Here is a 17,725-nt window from a genome sequence, read left to right as displayed (position 1 = left end):
TCGCCACACGCTTCGAAAAGACCGCCAGGAACTTCCTCGCAGCCGTTGCACTCGCCTCAGCAAGGCTCTGGCTGCGAGCTATTGAGTCCACGCCCTAGGCGGCTTCCGCCGCCTTCTCCTCGTTCGTTTCAGCGTCGGCGTGATCGCGCTCGCGCAGGGGGGCTGCGGGAATGAGAAGCATGCAGGCGAAGCCCGCCACCATCAGCGTTACGCTGACGATGATCCCGTGCACCACTGCGGTCGAGAAGCTGACCTTCAGGATGCGCGCGTCCTTCGCCGCCTCCACCGTCATCGGCGGCTGTGCGGCGCCGTTGCGCGGATGTTGCGCCAGCGCCATGCCCTGCAGGTCGCCGATGTCGAGGTGACGCGCCGCGCCCGCGGGCGACTGCTTGGACAGCTCGCCGGCCAGCGACGAGGTGACGATCGCACCGAACAGCGCGACCCCCATCGCCCCGCCGATCTGGCGCACGAACTGGCTGGAGCTGGTGGTCACCCCGATCTGGTGCGGCGGCGCGGCGTTCTGCACCGCCAGGCCGAACAGGCTCTGCCCAGGGCCAAGGCCGATGCCGGTTATCGCAAGACGCCAGGCGAGGTCGAACGTCGAGGTGTCCGGCCCGATGGTCGCGAGCAGGCAGAGGCCTAGCAGGAACACTGCGCCGCCGCCGATCATGAACGGCTTGAAGTGTCCGGTGCGGGTGACGAACTGCCCGTTGATCGTCGACGATGCGATCATCCCGCCCATCAGCGCCAGCATGACCAGCCCGCTCTTGGTCGCCCCCACGCCCTGGCCCAGCTGCATGTACAGCGGCAGGAACGTCGCCACCCCCATGAACGCCATCGAATAGACCAGCGCCGCGGTGTTGGCGGTGACGAACGTGCGGTTCTTGAACAGCTCCAGAGGCAGGATCGGGTCCCATACCGTGCGCTCGACGAACACGAACGCCACTGCGCCAAGGATCGACAGTGACACGAGCGACAGGATCAGCGGCGAGGTCCAGGCGTGGTCGCGCCCGCCCCAGGTCATCACCAGCAACAGCGGGATGAAGATCACCATGATCAGGCCGGCGCCCAGCACATCCACCTTGCCGGTCCCGCGATGCGGGGTGGTCGGCATCTGGGTCAGGACCATGAACAGCGCGATGAGCGCCAGCGGCACGTTCACGTAGAACACCCACCGCCAGCCCTGCACCACATGGCCGAACAGGGTGACGGTGCCGTGGTCGGTGAAGAAGCCGCCGATCACCGGGCCGACCACGCTGGCGATCCCGAACATCGAGCCGAACAGCCCCTGGAACCTGGCCCGCTCGCGCGGCGGGAACAGGTCGGCGAGGATGGCGAAAGCGGTGGTGAACAGCGCCCCGCCGCCCAGGCCCTGGATGGCGCGAAAGATGATCAGCTGGGTCATGCCGCCGCCCAGCAGCGGCAGGGTCCCGAGCTCGCCGGCCAGCCCGGACAGGCACGATCCGGTCATGAAGATCGCCATGCCGATCAGCAGGATGATCTTGCGCCCATAGAGATCGCCCAGCTTCCCCCAGATCGGCACCATCACAGTGGACGACAGAAGGTAGGCCGTGGTCGCCCACGCGTAGAGCTTCAGCCCGTGCAGCTCGGCGATGATCCGCGGCATGGCGGTCGCCACGATCGTCTGGCTGACCGCGCTGAGCAGGAAGACGATCATCACCGAGATCAGCGTCAGTCGCCGCTCGGTGTCGGTGTAGGCGTAGCGTTCGCTCAACGATCCCCCTCGCGCCGGCTCAAATCAGCCGGCGCCCCCTTAGCGCTTCATCCCCTCGGCCGTGTTCTCGCCTTGGCTGCGGTGTTCGGTGAACCTAGCGTAAGCCGTCTATCGGTCGATGTCGTGCGTGGCATGCTGCGCCAGTGCGGCGCGCTTTTTCTGCGAGGATTTCCGCGCCGCCATGTTGAGTCCCTCGACCAGGGCCGAGAACGCCATCGCTGCGTAGATGTAGCCCTTGGGCACGTGCACGCCGAACCCGTCGGCGATCAGCACCGCGCCGATCATCAGCAGGAAGCCCAGCGCCAGCATCACCACCGTGGGGTTGTCGTGGATGAAGTTGGCCAGCGGGTTGGCCGCCAGCATCATGATCCCCACGGCCACGATCACTGCGATGATCATAATCGCCAGGTGGTCGGTCATGCCGACCGCGGTCAGGATCGAGTCGATCGAGAACACCAGGTCCAGCAGCAGGATCTGCACGATCGCCGAACCGAAGCCCACGGCCGCGCGCCCCTTCTTGTCGAGCAGGTCTTCACTGGGGGCGGGGTCCACCGTGTGGTGGATCTCGGTGGTCGCCTTCCACACCAGGAACAGGCCGCCCGCGATCAGGATCAGGTCACGCCATGAGAACTGCAGGTCGAAGATCGCATGCCCGTCTGCATCCAGCGGCGCGGCGAACGGCAGGCTGAACACCGGCGCGGTCAAGCCGACGATGAAGGCCAGCGTCGACAGCAGGCCGAGCCGCATGATCAGCGCCAGGCTGATGCCGATCCGCCGGGCCTTGTTGCGCTGCGCCTCCGGCAGCTTGTTCGACAGGATCGAGATGAACACCAGATTGTCGATCCCCAGCACCACCTCCATCACGATCAGGGTGATCAGCGCAGCCCACGCCTCGGGTGCGGCGGCCAGCGTTGCGAGGTTTTCCATGAGGTCGGGCTCCAGGCTCCGGGTGATTGGATCGGCCTTTTAGCGCACCTTAAGCGTGCGCCCATAGGGGCCGTCTGGCCCATATAAGGGTTGCTAACCCGGTGTTGAGGCCCGGCGCCGCAGATTGCGTCCAACTTTGATCATTCTCCCGGTGCGTGACCGGCCGCCGCTCGCGAACGCGCCGGCTCAGCACCGTATGAGGACGTCCTGATGCAAGACGCCGAGCATATCCGTCCGCTCACCGCCCTGCGGTTCTTCGCGGCCGCCTGGGTGGTGCTGTTCCACTACTGGCCCAACCTCATCGCGGCGGGCGAGCCGATGCTGGTCGCCAAGGGCTATCTGGGCGTCGAGCTGTTCTTCGTGCTGTCCGGCTTCATCCTCTGCCACGTCTACCGAACGTCGGTGGAAGAGGGGCGATTCCGCTATGGCGGATTCCTGTGGGCGCGGTTGGCGCGCGTCTACCCGCTGCACCTGGCGACCCTGATCGGCCTGGGCGCGCTGGCCGCGTTCGCCTCCGCCGCCGGCATGTCCATCGACCAGAACATCCTGTCGTGGGAGGCGTTGCCCGCCAACCTGCTGCTGGTGCACGCCTGGGGCCTGGCGCCGGTGGCCGGCTGGAACCACCCCTCGTGGTCGATCTCGGCCGAGTGGTTCGCCTATCTCACCTTCCCGGCGTTCGTCTGGACAGTGCTGAAGCTCAAGGATCGCCCCGCCGCGACCTTGATCGGCGCGATGGCTTTCCTCGCGGCCCTCTACGTCGGATTCCAGGCCGTGGCGGGATTTCCGCTAACCAAGGCGACGATAAATTGGGGCGCGTTGCGCATCGTCCCGTGCTTCGCGCTGGGCTGCGCCTTGCACAATTTCTGGAAGGCTCGACCCGCCGGCTCCCGATCCCTGGCCCGGGTTGGCGCGGCGATTTCGGTGATCGCGACGCTATCTGCGGCGTCTCTAGGGGCGCCAGACGCCTTGATCGTGTGCGCTCTCGGACTTGTGATCCTGTCGTTCGCACGCCTCGCCCAGGCCGGATCCAACCTCTTGGGGCAGGCTCCGTTCGTCTATCTTGGTGAGATTAGTTACTCGATTTATATGATCTGCATCCCGTGGAAGATCGTATTCGTCAATTCAATTGCACGTATGCTGCAGCTTAACGACGAGCGCCTCCCCTTGGGGCTGTGGTTAGTTTTCATTTTAAGCGTGATTCCACTCTCGGCTGCTTCCTATCACCTGGTAGAGAAGCCTGCTCGGGCGCGCATGAAACTCATGGCTGAAGCGTGGGCCACGCGGCGACCTTCAGTCGCAGGGGCTTAAAGCCTCTTTTCATAGTCGCGCGGGATGTTATCCCTATCGCCGTTGGCGTCGGGGGAGTGCTTCGAACATGGTTAAACGGAAGAGGACCGTTCTTGGTTCCCTGGCCGTCGCGGCCGCGTTGAGCTTGGCGCCTGCGTCGAACGCGTTCGCCGACACCTACTGGCAGTGCGTACCCTTCGCGCGGCTGCTGTCGGGCATTCAGATTTTCGGCGACGCCTGGACGTGGTGGCGCCAGGCGGCCGGCAAATACGAGACCGGCTTCCAGCCCAAGACCGGCGCGGTGCTGTGCTTCAAGCCCACCGGCAAGATGAAGCTGGGCCACGTCGCGGTGGTCAATCAGGTGCTCACCGAGCGGGTCATCCAGATCAGCCACGCCAACTGGTCGCGCATCGACGGCACGCGCGGGCAGATCGAAAAGGACGTCACCGTCGTCGATGTCTCGCCCCAGGGCGACTGGAGCGCGGTCAAGGTCTGGTACGATCCGGTACGCGATCTCGGCGGCAGCACCTATCCTACCTTCGGCTTCATCTATCAGGACACCACCTCGCGCACCTATGCGGCCTCCGGCCTGTCGGCGGCGCAGAACACAGCGATTTCGATGGCCCAGTCCGCCGCGTCAATGGCGCAATCCGCGGCTAGCCAGATGGTCACCGCCGCTCGTCCTGGCGCCGGCCCGATGCAGATGCTGTCCCAGGCCGCCGATTCCAGCGACCGCATCGCCGCCTTGATCCAGGCCGCGACCCAGGGTTCGAAGAATCAGGACAACAACTAAGCGCGCCGCTTGCCCGGGCGTCGTTGGCAAGCCTCGGTTAAGCGCGTCGGCGAACGCTTCCTTAAAGCCGACCGGACGATGGTCACGCTCGTTCAGCGTGCCGGACCATGCCCTCAGACCTCTCCACTCGCCGCATCATCGATCCCAGTGAACTGCGCGCCGCGCTTGAGGCGCATCAGCACTTCCGGGCTGGTCGCGCAGGCGGACGCCGGTTGTCATTGCCCTACGCCGACCTGGCTAACCTCAATTTCGAAGGCTTGGATCTCGCAGACGCCGATCTGACGGGCGTCGATCTCTCCAGCGCAATGCTCAAGGGGGCCAGGCTGGCCGGCGCGGTGCTGTTCGGCGCCGATCTGCGCAATGCCGACCTGCGCATGTCCGACCTGGTTCGCGCCGATCTGCGCGGCGCCTGCCTGCGCGGGGCGAACCTTTCGGGCGCCGACCTAACCGAGTGCGACCTTCGCGAAGGCCAGATCGCGGTGCAAGGCCTGCGCGACGACTTCCGCATCCTCACCCACGACCGGCGCCGCGGCGAACTGGATCACGCGGTGGTGGCCGGCACGGAGCTCAACGGCGTCCTGCTGGGCGACAAGGCCATGATCGCCGTCGACCTGCGCGACGCCAATCTGACCGGGGCCCTGCTGACCTGGAGCAAGCTTGCGGGCGCGCGACTCGACGGCGCCGATCTCAGCGGCGCCGATGTTGCGGGCGCCGACTTCACCGGCGCCTCGATGCGCCGGGTGATCGCCACAGGCGCCGACCTTTCCGCCGCGGGCCTCGAAGGCGCGGACCTTGCGGGTCTGCTCCGTGCGCCGCCCGCGATGATGTTCATCGACGACGAACCCCTGGCCGCCCTGATCGACCGCCATGAGGCTTATTGCGACAGCGAGGGCCGCGACGGCGCGGTCCAGTCGCTCGAGGATGTCGACTTCCGCTCGCTTCGCTCGATCAAGGGCCGCCGGCTTTCGGGCCTCGCGGCGCGTGGCGCGGTGTTCTTCGGTCTCGACCTGGAAGGCGTCCAGCTCCAGGGCGCGGACCTGTCGGATTGCGACTTCAGGACCGCCAATCTGCGCGGCGCCGACCTGCGTGGGGCGAGGATGTCCGGCGCCTCCCTGGTGCGGGCCGACCTGCGCGGCGCGCGGTTGGGCCCGTTGTCGATCGGCGGGGGTCGTGTGCTGCGCACCGACCTCAATGGCGCCGACCTGCGCTATGCCGACCTGCGCGGCGCTCACGCTGTGCAGGCGCGACTGCTGGGCGCCGACCTCTCCGGCTCCAACCTCAAGGGCTGCAAGCTGGACGGGGCCGAGCTCGAGGCCTGACCGTTCAGAGGTCGACGATCTCGCAGCCCAGCGCTTCGCGGATCCGTTCGGCCACGACCGCGCGATGACAACCGCCGGCGTCGGCCTCGTAGCAGAGCAGCGCTGCGGCTCGCGTCCCGGCGATCTCGGTCGCGCGCGCCAGCTCGAGCTGCGCCGCCGGCTCCGCCAGGTGGTCCTCGAAGATCGCCCGCATCTCGGCGATCCGGCCCTTGCGCGCCGCGTCGCGCCCGGGCTTCGGCGTGCCCAGGGCGCGGAGGTGCACATAGTCCACTCCCGCCTCCGCCAGGCTGGCGGCCAGCAGGGTCTTGGAGAATCCGGCGCGCCGCGACGAGGCGATCGCCCGCACGTCGATCACCACTTCGACGCCTGCGGCCTTCAGCCGCGAGATCACCGCGTCCTGGGTGGCGCTTTCGTAGCCGATGGTCGCCAGCCTGTTCATGGGGGTTCCTCCGCCGCGGGTTGCGGCTATATGGGCGCCCTTGCGGGAGATTGCATATGGACGGCGAACGCCGCTCCGACATCCAGACCGACGCGCCGCGCGCCCTGCGCCAGGACCTACCCGCGCGCGGCGGTTCGATGGCCTACTACGATTACGGTCCGCCGGAGCGGCCTGTCGACGTGGTGTTCAGCCATGCCAACGGCTTCAACGCGCGCGCCTATCGCAGCATCCTCCTGCCGCTCGCCAGGGACCTGCGGATCCTCGCCGTCGACCAGCGCGGCCACGGTCGCACCGATCTCCCCACGCCGATGGAGGGCCGCAGCGACTGGAACGACCTGAGGGGCGACCTGGCGGCGTTCCTGGCGGCCCTTGACGTCCGCGACGCGGTGATCGCCGGCCATTCCATCGGCTCGGTGGCCAGCCTGCTGACCGCGCCGCTGGTCCCGGGCCGTGCGCGCGAAGTGGTGCTGTTCGATCCTGTGCTGGGCGTGACCTCACGGAACGGGCCAAACCCCATGGCTGACGGCGCGCTTCGCCGTCGCGACGCCTTTCCCGATCACGCCGCGGCGATGGACGCCTATCGCGGGCGCGGCCCCTTCAAGGGCTGGAACGATGAGATGCTGGCCGATTACGTCGAGGACGGCCTGCGCCCCAACGGGGAGGGTGGCTGGCGGCTGTCCTGCGCCCCCGCCTGGGAAGCGTCCAACTTCGCCGTGCCGCTCTACGATCCCCGGCCGCTGCTGAGCGAGGCCCGAGTCCCGGTGACCATCTATCGCGCCGGCCAGCATTCCAGCACCGGCTTCGATGAGGCCGACATCGCCAAGTGGGCCATTCCCGGCGTCGCCATGATCACGGTGCCGAACACCACGCACTTCCTGCCTATGCAGCGGCCGGACGTGATGCAGGACGCCCTGCGCGCCGCTGCGACCCGCCGTTAGAGCGTCAGGCCGGCGATCACCCGCGCCTGCGCATCGGCCAGCGCCTGGGGCGACAGCGTGACCATCTTGCGCGCCTCCAGGTCCAGGTTCGCGGCGACAGCCTCGGCCGAGCCCACCGCGCGTCCGGTGTCGGGGTCCACCGTCCAGTGCACCAGCCGTCGCGTCCGTTGATTGGCCTCCGCCAGGCCGCCGAAGGTCGCGACCCGGTCGCCGGCCCTGGGCCAGGCGTGGTGCAGCAGCCGGTATTCCAGCGCCGCGCCGTCCATCTTCGGTTCAGCGGCTTCCCCGGCCGGCGCGTGCAGGTTCAGCCGCGCCAGGCCTTCGGCGATCCGCGCGATCAGCATCTCCGGCCGCATCCGTCCGAAGGCGTCGCAGTCGGCGGCGCTGACCACGCCCATCGAGGTGCGGACCATGCCGAGCTCGCGCGCCCGCTCCAGGCTCGCCTGGGTGGTCACCGGGCCAGCGTCCAGGCCGCGCGGCGCAGCGAAGGCCGGAACCACGCCCGTCAGCGCCTCGGCGCGCTCCAGCACCCGCTTTGGCCAGGGAAACGGACGCTGCTCGCGGGCGGTGACGTGCTCCACGGTGGTGTGGAAGGTCGAGGCCGGCTCCCCCGACATGTGGCGCAGGACCAGCAGGATGCGCGCGTCGCTCTCGCCGATGTCGGTGACCTGACCGGTCATCACCAGGCCCGCACCGGGAAGCGCCTCGCGCAGGAAGCGGATGTGCTGCTCGCGCACCATCAGCGTGGCCTCGGCCGTCGCCGCGAAGGCGCGCGGCAGGCCGAGCTCGGCGGTCATCGAGGCCAAGCCTTCGATCGCCTTCGCCACATGGAAGCGGACGTTCATGTGGCCCATCTGGTCGCATTCCCAGGTGTTCGCCCGGCCGCTCCAGACCTCCACGCCTTGCTCGTCCACTGACCGCTCCTCTTGGTTGCGCGCGAGCTTAGGCGTCGTCGCGCTGGCGCGGCAATCGCGGGCGCATCCGCCGCGCGCTCCCGCTCGTAGTCGAAGTATGCCAAGCTGCACCGTCGGGAGGCGCGCGAGATGTCCGGATCCACCGTCGTCAAGCCACGCAAGGTCCTGGTTGCGCGTCACGGCCTGACCACCCGCATCACCCACTGGATCAACGCCCTGGCGCTCAGCATGCTGCTGCTCAGCGGCCTGCAGATCTTCAACGCCCATCCGGCGCTGTACTGGGGTCAGGCCTCGACCTTCGCGTCGCCGTGGCTGGCGATGACCGCCGAGCCGCGTGGCGACGACTTCGCCGGCGTCACCACGGTGGCCGGCCGCCGGTTCGAGACCACCGGCGTGCTGGGCTACTCCGACACGCCGCGTGGCTTTCCCGCCTGGGCGACCTTGCCCAGCTATCGCTCGCTCGCCGACGGGCGGCGCTGGCACTTCTTCTTCGCCTGGATGTTCGTGATCAACGGCGCGATCTACCTGATCACCGCCCTGCTCGGCGGCCACCTGCGCCGCGACCTGTGGCTGAAGCGCGCCGAACTCGCGCCCCGCCACCTGCTGCGCGAGATCGTCGACCACGCCCAGCTCCGCTTCCCCAAGGGCGAGGAGGCCAGGCGCTACAACGCGCTGCAGAAGGGCGCGTACCTGTCGATGGCGCTGGTGTTCCTGCCGCTGATGGTGGCCACGGGCCTGACCATGTCGCCGGGGTTCAACGCCGCAGCCCCCTGGCTCCTGGACCTATTTGGCGGGCGTCAATCCGCGCGCAGCCTGCACTTCATCTCGGCGGCGGTGATCGTCGCCTTCGTCATCGTCCACCTGCTGATGGTCATGGCCTCGGGGCCTTGGAACAACATCCGCTCGATGATCACCGGCCGTTACGCGATTGAGATCAAGGGAGCCGACCAGTGAGCGCTGACCGCCGCCGTTGGCTGAAGGGCGCCGGGGCCAGCCTGGCCGGCCTGTGGCTCGCCGCCTGCGACAGGCTGAACGAGACGCCGGCGGTGCGCGCCACCCTGGCCCGCGCCGAGCGGCTGACCTTCAAGGTCCAGCGCGCGACCACCGACCGGATGGCCCTGGCGCGCGAGTATCCGCCCCAGGCGATCTCCGCCGACTTCCGCGCCAACGGTTCGATCAGCCCGGGCGACGCCGACTACCGCGCCCTGCTGGCCAACGACTTCCGGGACTGGCGGCTGGTGATCGACGGGCTGGTGAGCAAGCCGTTGTCGCTCAGTCTGGCCGAGCTCCGCGCCCAGCCGTCGCGCAGCCAGATCACCCGCCACGACTGCGTCGAGGGTTGGTCGAGCATCGGCAAGTGGACGGGCACCAGGCTAGGCCCGCTGCTGGACCGCGCGGGCCTGAGCGAGCAGGCGCGCTTCATCGTCTTCCACTGCTACGACACGCTGGACCCGGCCGCCGGGGCGAACGGACGCTACTACGAGAGCCTCGACCTGATCGACGCCTATCACCCGCAGACCATCCTGGCCTATGCGATGAACGACGCCGCCCTGCCGGTGAAGCACGGGGCGCCGGCCCGGCTGCGGGTCGAGCGGCAACTCGGCTACAAGCAGGCCAAGTACCTGATGCGCATCGAGGCGGTGGCCGACCTCGCCCACATCAGCGGCGGAAACGGCGGGTTCTGGGAAGACCGCGGCTACGAGTGGTTCGCCGGCATCTAGGCGACCGGCGCCGGCGTCGGGGGCTGGAGCTGGCGCGAGCCGAAGCCGGCCATCAGCTCGCGCTCCTCCGACCGCGGGTCGTCGCGGACCGCGCCGCCGCCGGGGGCGTCGAACACCATGGTCGCGCGTCGGCCGGGCTCATAGGCCGGCCAGGCGGGCAGTCCGGGCGCCGAGGGCATGCCCGACTTGGCGAAGTTCGCCCACACCGTGCTCATCTGCACCGCCAGCGCCTGGGCGGCCGGCGTCACTGGGCCTGAACTGGCCGCGGCAATGTTCAGGGTGTCGAAAACGAAGGGGATCTCCGACGCGTGCGGCGCGTAGTAGCGGCCGCCCTGCACCGGCGTCTCGCGGGCGAACACATAGCTCCAGGCGGGCGCGCCGCCAGCCGCGGCCTTGCGCTCGGCCATCAGCGTCGAGTCGAGGAAGTAGCCGCGATCGGTGGCGACGCAGTAGGCGATCTCGGCGTTCGGGTGGCCGGCGTAGAGGCGCTTGTAGATCCCGAGCACCCTGTCGGCCTCGCCGGGCGGCACGACGGCGGCGATCGACGCGCGCAGGCCCTCGTTGCTGAGGCTGTCCATGGCCGGGTCGGTCCCCATGAACAGCGACTCCTCCGTGCGGTTGGTGCCGGTGATCAGCGGCACGTCGCGGCTCATCGCCGGCGCGTCGGGGTCGAAGGGGTGGCGGGCGAGCTGCACGCCGTCGATCACCGGACGCCAGCCGCCGTAGCCGCGGTTCGCTCGCGCACCGGCGGCGCGCAGTTGCTCGGTAGGCACGTCGTGCAGGCGCACCGCCTCGGCGGGGCCGAGGTTCAGCTCGGCCAGCAGCCGCTGCGTCTTGGCCGCCGCGCGCTCGCGGTCGTCGGCGCGCAGCAGCACGCCGCTCTGGGTGACGGCGGCGTGGAACAGGCCCTTGGCCGGGGAGAACGCCATCAGGGTCGAGACCTTTGAACCACCGCCGCTCTCGCCGACGATCATCACCCGGCGCGGATCGCCGCCGAACCGGCCGACGTTGTCGCGCACCCACGACAGCGCGAGCGCGCAGTCGGCGATGCTGACGTTGCCGCTGGCGGCGTACTGCTCGCCATGGGCCGACAGGTCGGTGAAGCCGAAGGTGTTGAGCCGGTGGTTGATGGTCACCACCACCATGTCGTGCCGCCGCGCGAACGCCGCCCCCGCCGTCCAGCGCGAGGAGCCGGAGCCGTAGGCCAGGCCCCCGCCGTGCAACCACACCATCACCGCGCGCGCGCCGAGCGTCGACGGCGTCCAGACGTTGAGCATCAGGCAGTCCTCGCTCTCCGGCGAGGGCGGCGAGGTGGGGATCGGCGTCGGATAGTGGCCGGCAGGGGGCGTGCCCACCACCTGGGGCGCGGAATTCCCGTACTCCAGGCAGTCGCGCACGCCAGGCCAGGGATAGCGCGGCTTCGGCGGCATGAACCGGTTCGCGCCGCCCGTGGGCTCGCCGTAGGGAACGCCCAGGAAGCTCAGCACCCCGGCGTCATCACGGCCGCGCACCCGGCCGGACGTGGTCTCGACCACCGGGGCGGCGGCGAGCGCCGAGGTCTGGGCGAAGGCGGGCGCGACCATCAGCCCCGCGCCTGCGGCCAGCACCCAGCGCCGGTGGATATCCGGTGGTGACATGTGGAAGCCTCCCCACGCGCAGGCGCGGGTAAAGCCCTAATCGACGCGCGGCCGCAGCGCCAGATCGTTGGCCAGCACGGGCCGGAGTTTCGCGGGCGTCGGGTTCAGCCCCGGCGCAAGTCCGGTCCCTGCCCTAGGCGGGCCCGATCGCGCTGACCCGAGCCGAGGCCTGGATCTCGCCCCAGATCCGCAGGAAGTTCTCGCCCCAGAGCTTGGCGATGTCGGCCTTCGGATAGCCCCGACGGCCGGCGTCGCGCCAGTCGATCAGTCCGCCGCCGTGGTTGAAGTCGGAGCTGATGCCCACGTGATCAATTCCGATCAGTTCCACGGCGTAGTCGATAGCGTCCACGAGATGGCTGACGCCGACGGTCGGATTGTCCATATCGACCACGACGTGGAACTCGTGGAGGAATTCCCAGAAGTCCTCATCATCCCAGCCCGCGGTGTCGCGGTGGAAGATGGCGTCGTCCATGGTCTGACAGTCGGTCAGCCCGTACTTCATCCAAAGATCGCGGAGGCCCTCGAGTTGATCCGGTGAGTAGCCCACCAGGTAGGGTCCGAAGCCCACGATATTCACGAGACCGCCGCCGTCGGCGATCGCGCGCATCTCCGCGTCGGTGAGGTTGCGCCGCTTGTCGAGCATGCCGCGCGGCGCGGAATGGGTGGCGATCACCGGTGTGCGGCTCTCCGCCAACAGGTCGCGAAGGGCCTCCGCGGACAGCTGGGAGGCGTCCAGCGCAAGGCCAAGATCATTGGCGAGGGCGACCGCCTTGCGGCCCAGGTCGCTCAGGCCGCCATTGTCGAAATCGCCGGCGAACGGGTAGGGCCGGGCGGAATCGGCGAAGGCGTTGTTGCCGATGAAGGCAAGGGCCAGGATCTGTACGCCGCGGGCGCGCCAGGCCTGCACGGCTTCAAGCCTCCCGTCGAAGGGAGCGGCGTTTTGGAGTGCGGGGACGACGGCGAGCCGGCCGGACGCCACGATCTCGCGAAAGTCCGCCGGCGTGCTGGCGATCGCCACCTGGTCCGGAAAGTCTGCGGCCATGGCGTGGATGGCCGCGAAGCCAGCCTCATGAGCGGCGCGGCCGGAGGCGACCCCGGCGGGATTCGCGCGCGCCAGCGGCGCGGCCGCGGCGATCGAAACGCCTGACAGGCCGCCCCGTCTGGCCTTCACGAGATCGAATTGCCCAGGGCCGTCCGCGTCGGCGGCCTGGCCCGGTCCGCCGAACGTGCTCGGAATGTCGAGGTGGCCGTCGAAGATCACGATCTCACGATGAAGATCGCGCGCGCGTTCCAGGGCGTCGCTGTCGGTCATGGCGCTTCCTTGTCGCGTCAGAGTTCGCAGATGCGACGGCTAATCCTCCACCCGGCGCTCGTCCGTCGCAGGGTGTCGAGATAGCGTCCGAAGGTGAATAGGCCGGGCGTGCCGGCCTGGTCGTGGTGGTAAATGCGCAGGTAGGTCACCGCCGTGGCGTCGTCCGGCCCCGTCAGGTTGACGAGCGGCTGGGTACTCACGTGGAGCGACCGGGCGGTCCGCGGCTCGGCGCGCGTAACGAAGCGCCGGAGCGCGGCGTGCCCCCGAAACGCCATGCCGTCCGGCGTCACCTCCGCGCCGCGGCTGCTGAGCAGCGCCATCGTCGGGGCCGGAAAGGGGATGTCGAGGTGGAGGACCTTGATCAGCGCGTTGTGGACCTCGACCACGGCGTCTTCGGTGAAGAGCGCGATGTAGTCCTCAGGCGTCCCAAAATCGAGGACATGCCCGTACTGGTAGATCAGCCGTTCGATGGCGCGCTCATCGCGGATGGACGCCAACTCGGCGGCGAGATCGTCTAGGGTCGTGGTCATGGTCGCTCCGGGTCTGTGAGTTCGATCGGTCAACGGGCGGCGAGGGCGCGGTATGAGCCCGCCGCCAGGTCGCCCATCATGCTGATGGCGTTGGGCGCCCACCCGAGCTCACGTCGCGCCCGCTCGGAGCTCACCACACAGTCGATGGTGGAGATGTCGGCGAGGATGCCCATGGTCTTGCGGGCGTCGTCGAGCGGCCAGGACTCGGCCACGATCCCGGGTCCAAAGATCTGCGCTATGGCCTGGGCGATGTCGGCGGCGCGCACAACCTCGTCGGAGGCGGCGTTGTAGACGCCTTGCGCGCGTTCGTTGCGGAGCGCCTTGAGGTAGAGGACCGCCAACACATCGACATCGACAGTGCTGCTGAGCGGCGTGCCGGCCCCGATGTAGCGGGCTTTCCCTGAAGCCTGCGCGCGCGCGATCTGCTTGCCCAGCACGCCCGCGCCGCGGCCGTAGATCATCGGCGGCCGCAAGACGACGCTGCGCAACCCACGCCCGCTCATGGCCACGGTTTCGCGGTCGTGGCGCAACCGCCACTCTCGCGCGGGCAGCGGGTGGAGGACGGGTTCGGACTCATCCCGCGGCGTGGGCCCCGTGTCGCCATAGACCGGGGTCGCGCTCGTATTGATGAACGTCTTGCCGCTGCCGGCGAGGGCGTCGGCGACCGCGCGAATGGTCAGGCCGTCCAGCCGCTCCATCTCGGCGTTCTCCACATCGTGCGACGCGCCGATATGGATGGTGGCGTCGGTCGCCCGCGCCGCATCGAAAATGATTTCCGGCTGGGCGAAGTCGCCGCCGATCCACGAGAGTCCCGGGCGGACCGGGAGCGTGGGCAGGTGATGAGGACGGGCGAGCGCGCTGACCTCAAGCCCCGCCGCGAGCAGATGTTCCAGAACGACGCCGCCGGTGTAGCCGGTCGCCCCGGTCAGAAAGACTCGCATGCACAGCCCTCATCAGTCTGGCGACTCATGGCGCCGGTGGCTCACACCCGCCGGCGTCATGTCGAGCGTAAGGGTCAGCCTTCGTGGAGGCCTTCAGCGGTTCAAGCGCGATGTTGGTACGTGACGAGATCAGCGCGCGCCAGCCTCGTTGTGGCGCTGGCGCCGTTGGGGCCTGCGGCGGTGCGGACATAGGACGCCTACGCGCGCCCATGCTACGCCTGTCGCCAGGGCGCGTCAGACGCCCCCGCGACCCGGTGGGTCGCGATCCAAGCATGTTGCGCGAGCGGGTGAACCGGTTCCCACCTCACCCTGACGCGCTCGGGAGGAACGCTGCATGGCCGGGCTCAACCTGAAGAACCCCTGGTGGATCGTCGCCGGGTCGACGACGGCGCTGCTGGTCGGCAACGGGCCGGTGCTGATGTACACCTCCGGGGTGTTCTTCAAGCCGCTGGCCGCCGAGTTCGGGGTCAGCCGGGGCGACCTGTCGGCCACACACATGTTCTCGTCATTCGTCGGCGCGGCGATGCTGCCGCTGGTCGGCATGGCCATGGACCGCTGGGGCGTGCGCCGGGTGCTGCTGCCGGCGATCGCGCTCTATGCGCTGTCCATCGTCGCCATGGGCGCGAGCCCGACGTTCGTGGCCTTCGCCCTGCTGTGGACGCTCTGCGGCGTCACCGGCAGCGCGCAGAGCCCGATCAGCTATGTGAAGGCGATCTCGGCCTTCTTCGAGGAGCGGCGCGGCCTGGCGCTGGGCATCGCCATGGCCGGCGTCGGCGTCGGCGCGGCGATGATGCCGCAGATCGCCCAGGCGCTGATCGACCAGGTGGGATGGCGCCACGCCTACATGATCATCGCCGCAGGCATGGCGGTGCTGGCCATTCCGGCGGTGTGGCTGTTCGTGCAGGAGCCGGCGAGCGCCGCCGGCGTCACCGGCGCGGTCTCCAGCGACGTGCTGCCGGGCATGCACATCGCAGAGGCGATCCGCTCGCGCCCGTTCTGGCTGCTGGTGCCGAGCGTGCTGATGGTCTCCACCGTGGTCAACGGCTCCATGGTGCACGTGGTGCCGCTGCTCACCGACCGCGGCTACACGCCAACGGCGGCGGCGCAGATGATGATGGCGGTGGGGTTCTCTACCATGGCCGGGCGGCTGATCTCCGGCTACCTGGTCGACCGCATCTTCGCGCCCTATGTGGCGGCGTTCTTCTTCACCCTGTGCGTCGGCGGCCTGGGGCTGCTGGCCAGCGGGCATGCGCCGCTGCTGGGGATCATCGCGCTCGGGCTCGCCGCCGGCACCGAGATCGACCTCGTCGGCTTCCTCACCTCGCGCTACTTCGGTCAGAAGCGGTTCGGCCAGATTTACGGCTACCTGTTCGCCGCCTTCGCCATGGGCGCGGGGCTAGGCCCGGCGCTGCTGGGCGTGGCCTACGACCGCCTGGGCAGCTACGTCACCGCCTTCTTGAGCTTCGGCGGCCTGATGATCGTGGCGCTGGGCCTGCTCCTGGCGCTCGGGCCGTATGTGTATCCGGTGGTCCACAAGCCGGCGAAGGCGCGCGGGCGGGGTGGCGAGGCTGTGGAGGCGGCGGCGGAGTGAGGGGCGCTGCCTGGGGCGTGCGTCCACTTACGGCGCGATGTTGAACCAAGTCGCATCTCAGCGCCGCAAGAATTCAGCCCAACAACCGGCTTAGCTACACCCTCTCCAAACACCCCTCGATCCAGACGCCCGCGTGCTCGGCTTCGGCTGGGGTGAGGCCTAGTGTGCGCGCGGCGGTCGGGAGATCGTGGACGATCACCGGCTCGGAGGCGTAGTCGGCGTCGGTGGCGGTCATGGTGCGCCAGGCGCTGAGCATCGGGTCGTTGTAGCGGTGGTTGGAGACCAGCATCATCCGGAACGCGCCCTTGGCGGCGAGGCCGGCGACGACGGGGCGCAGCCGCTCGCGTAGCTCCAGCAGGCAGGCGGCGTCGAGGTCGGAGAGGTCGGCGTCGGCGCAGAAATAGCTGATCCAGCGGCAGCCGAAGTCCGGCCGCGCGACGTCGATGCGAGCCGGGAAGCCCAGCGCCTCGGCGCGCGAGACCGCGCCGGCCCAGATCAGGCAGTTGACGGCGATCGGGTCGATGCGCTCGACGAGCACGGGCATGGTGGCGCTTCCGGCGGCTGGCGCGGAGATAGCAGAGTGCGGTTCCGCTGGCGTTAACGGGCCGGCCCGGAGCGGTAGCTCACGCGGGCTAAGATCGCCTCGATACTCATGGGGCGAACTCGTTCAGGCGCCGGCGGATGCAGGCGCGGCGCGGGCGGCTGTAGGCGCTCGCGCCTGCGTTTGCGGCAAGGCGGTAGACCCCCGTCCTAAGCCTGCCGGCGGGCGTGCGGTTCCCGCAAAACGCCGCACAACAAGGCCGCGCCGGATTTCTCGGCGCCGGCGGTCAAAACCCGGCTTCACCATAGGAACGGTTGCGGCGTCGGCGCGCTGTGCGGGCTTGCTGCTGAAAGGATCCGTCGCATGACACGACCCGCACTCACCCTCGCCGCTGCGCTCTCGATGAGCCTGCTCGCGGCGGCCTGTTCGAAGCCCGCCACCGAAACCACCGCCGACGCCGCCAACGACACCGGCGACGCGATGGCCTCCGCACCCGCCGCGACGGCTGCTGGGACCGACGCCGCGGCTGACGGCGCCATGGCGCCGGGCGGGGCGGTCTCTCCGCCGGCCGCCAACGCCGCAGTGGACACCAACGCCTCTGCCGACGGGGCCCCGGCCGCCGCCGCCAACTCCTTCACCGAGGACCAGGCGCGCGGGCACATCACCAACGCCGGCTACACCGACGTCACCGGCCTGACCAAGACCGCCGACGGCATGTGGACGGCCAAGGCCAAGAAGGGCGGCAAGGCGATGGACGTCTCGCTCGATTTCAAGGGCGCGGTCACCGCCAAGTAGGCGGGCGTCTCTGGAACCCACTCTTCCTTTCAAACTAGGAGACTTTCCATGGTGCAAGCTGTCACCCGACTGTTCGACGACCACGACGATGCCGCCCATGCGGTCCGCGAGCTGAAGGCCGCGGGCGTGCGCGACGACAACATCAGCCTGATCGCCAGCAACGCCGAGGGTCGCTACCGCTCGAACGACGACAACCTCAGAAGCGATGACGACAACGAGACCGCCGAGGGCGCCGGCAAGGGCGCGACCACCGGCGGCCTGCTGGGCGGCGGCGCGGGCCTGCTGGCCGGCCTCGGCATGCTGGC

17 protein-coding genes and 1 pseudogene are annotated in these 17,725 nt (G+C 69.1%); 9 read left to right on the top strand and 9 right to left on the bottom strand.

All coding sequences use genetic code 11. The annotated features are described in order from the left end of the window. Positions 1-94: 94 nt before the first annotated feature. Together Q8M88_RS09600 and Q8M88_RS09595 are read right to left on the bottom strand one after the other, a co-directional pair. Complete coding sequence (locus Q8M88_RS09600) at positions 95-1,735, bottom strand: MDR family MFS transporter (RefSeq protein ID WP_305596773.1); 1,641 nt, start codon at positions 1,733-1,735, stop codon at positions 95-97. A 108-nt stretch (positions 1,736-1,843) separates the two neighbouring features. Beyond that, on the bottom strand, positions 1,844-2,662 hold the full coding sequence (locus Q8M88_RS09595; RefSeq protein WP_305596771.1) for a TerC family protein: 819 nt from the start codon (positions 2,660-2,662) through the stop codon (positions 1,844-1,846). A 210-nt stretch (positions 2,663-2,872) separates the two neighbouring features. On the opposite strand from Q8M88_RS09595, the gene Q8M88_RS09590 reads away from it, so the two are divergent. The 3 genes from Q8M88_RS09590 (at position 2,873) to Q8M88_RS09580 (ending at position 6,061) form a co-directional block, all read left to right on the top strand. Further along, positions 2,873-3,970, top strand: coding sequence for an acyltransferase (locus tag Q8M88_RS09590; RefSeq protein WP_305596769.1), 1,098 nt, complete (start codon positions 2,873-2,875; stop codon positions 3,968-3,970). A gap of 67 nt (positions 3,971-4,037) precedes the next feature. Then, the gene (locus tag Q8M88_RS09585) at positions 4,038-4,742 is read left to right on the top strand and encodes a CHAP domain-containing protein (RefSeq protein WP_305596767.1); all 705 of its coding nucleotides are present in this window, start codon (positions 4,038-4,040) and stop codon (positions 4,740-4,742) included. A 107-nt stretch (positions 4,743-4,849) separates the two neighbouring features. Next, positions 4,850-6,061, top strand: a complete 1,212-nt coding sequence (locus Q8M88_RS09580) for a pentapeptide repeat-containing protein (protein ID WP_305596765.1) — start codon at positions 4,850-4,852, stop codon at positions 6,059-6,061. A gap of 4 nt (positions 6,062-6,065) precedes the next feature. On the opposite strand, the gene Q8M88_RS09575 is transcribed toward Q8M88_RS09580, so the two are convergent. Then, complete coding sequence (locus Q8M88_RS09575) at positions 6,066-6,500, bottom strand: DUF488 family protein (RefSeq protein ID WP_305596763.1); 435 nt, start codon at positions 6,498-6,500, stop codon at positions 6,066-6,068. Between the two features lie 56 nt (positions 6,501-6,556). Here Q8M88_RS09575 and Q8M88_RS09570 point away from each other — a divergent pair, with 56 nt between their 5' ends. Then, complete coding sequence (locus Q8M88_RS09570; protein WP_305596761.1) at positions 6,557-7,438, top strand: alpha/beta fold hydrolase; 882 nt, start codon at positions 6,557-6,559, stop codon at positions 7,436-7,438. Here the strand turns inward: Q8M88_RS09570 and Q8M88_RS09565 are convergent. Beyond that, positions 7,435-8,352 carry a thioesterase family protein gene (locus Q8M88_RS09565; protein WP_305596759.1) on the bottom strand — a complete coding sequence of 306 codons (918 nt, stop codon included), beginning with the start codon at positions 8,350-8,352 and terminating at the stop codon, positions 7,435-7,437. The genes Q8M88_RS09570 and Q8M88_RS09565 overlap by 4 nt on opposite strands. 129 nt (positions 8,353-8,481) lie before the next feature. Here Q8M88_RS09565 and Q8M88_RS09560 point away from each other — a divergent pair, with 129 nt between their 5' ends. Together Q8M88_RS09560 and Q8M88_RS09555 are read left to right on the top strand one after the other, a co-directional pair. Beyond that, positions 8,482-9,306, top strand: coding sequence for a cytochrome b/b6 domain-containing protein (locus tag Q8M88_RS09560; protein WP_305596757.1), 825 nt, complete (start codon positions 8,482-8,484; stop codon positions 9,304-9,306). After that, on the top strand, positions 9,303-10,073 hold the full coding sequence (locus Q8M88_RS09555; protein WP_305596755.1) for a molybdopterin-dependent oxidoreductase: 771 nt from the start codon (positions 9,303-9,305) through the stop codon (positions 10,071-10,073). Before Q8M88_RS09560 ends, Q8M88_RS09555 begins: the two co-directional genes overlap by 4 nt. Here the strand turns inward: Q8M88_RS09555 and Q8M88_RS09550 are convergent. The 4 genes from Q8M88_RS09550 to Q8M88_RS09535 all read right to left on the bottom strand — a co-directional run bounded on the left by Q8M88_RS09550 (position 10,070) and on the right by Q8M88_RS09535 (position 14,493). Next, entirely contained in the window at positions 10,070-11,710 is a 1,641-nt protein-coding gene (locus Q8M88_RS09550; protein ID WP_305596753.1) for a carboxylesterase/lipase family protein, read from the bottom strand. The two genes, Q8M88_RS09555 and Q8M88_RS09550, sit on opposite strands and share 4 nt — an antisense overlap. A 133-nt stretch (positions 11,711-11,843) precedes the next feature. Further along, positions 11,844-13,022, bottom strand: a complete 1,179-nt coding sequence (locus Q8M88_RS09545; protein ID WP_305596751.1) for a dipeptidase — start codon at positions 13,020-13,022, stop codon at positions 11,844-11,846. A 17-nt stretch (positions 13,023-13,039) separates the two neighbouring features. Next, positions 13,040-13,552 (bottom strand): nuclear transport factor 2 family protein, encoded by a 513-nt coding sequence (locus Q8M88_RS09540; protein WP_305596749.1) that lies wholly within the window; start codon positions 13,550-13,552, stop codon positions 13,040-13,042. 29 nt (positions 13,553-13,581) lie between these two features. Further along, on the bottom strand, positions 13,582-14,493 hold the full coding sequence (locus Q8M88_RS09535) for an NAD-dependent epimerase/dehydratase family protein (RefSeq protein WP_305596747.1): 912 nt from the start codon (positions 14,491-14,493) through the stop codon (positions 13,582-13,584). A gap of 334 nt (positions 14,494-14,827) precedes the next feature. On the opposite strand from Q8M88_RS09535, the gene Q8M88_RS09530 reads away from it, so the two are divergent. Continuing rightward, positions 14,828-16,084, top strand: coding sequence for an MFS transporter (locus Q8M88_RS09530; protein ID WP_305596745.1), 1,257 nt, complete (start codon positions 14,828-14,830; stop codon positions 16,082-16,084). 94 nt (positions 16,085-16,178) lie between these two features. Here Q8M88_RS09530 and Q8M88_RS09525 read toward each other — a convergent pair whose 3' ends face one another. Further along, positions 16,179-16,628 (bottom strand): hypothetical protein, encoded by a 450-nt coding sequence (locus Q8M88_RS09525; protein WP_305596743.1) that lies wholly within the window; start codon positions 16,626-16,628, stop codon positions 16,179-16,181. A 360-nt stretch (positions 16,629-16,988) separates the two neighbouring features. Between Q8M88_RS09525 and Q8M88_RS09520 the strand changes: the two genes are divergently transcribed. After that, positions 16,989-17,420: a hypothetical protein gene (locus Q8M88_RS09520; RefSeq protein WP_305596741.1), complete on the top strand. Its 432-nt coding sequence runs from the start codon at positions 16,989-16,991 to the stop codon at positions 17,418-17,420. 48 nt (positions 17,421-17,468) lie between these two features. After that, a pseudogene (locus tag Q8M88_RS09515) lies at positions 17,469-17,725 on the top strand (hypothetical protein); the annotation flags it as partial.

Origin of the sequence: Phenylobacterium sp. (assembly GCF_030693805.1) — a bacterium.
In the GTDB taxonomy this organism is placed as follows: domain Bacteria; phylum Pseudomonadota; class Alphaproteobacteria; order Caulobacterales; family Caulobacteraceae; genus Phenylobacterium.
Note: the sequence above shows the minus strand (reverse complement) of the source record. Positions and strands in the feature narration are given on the sequence as shown.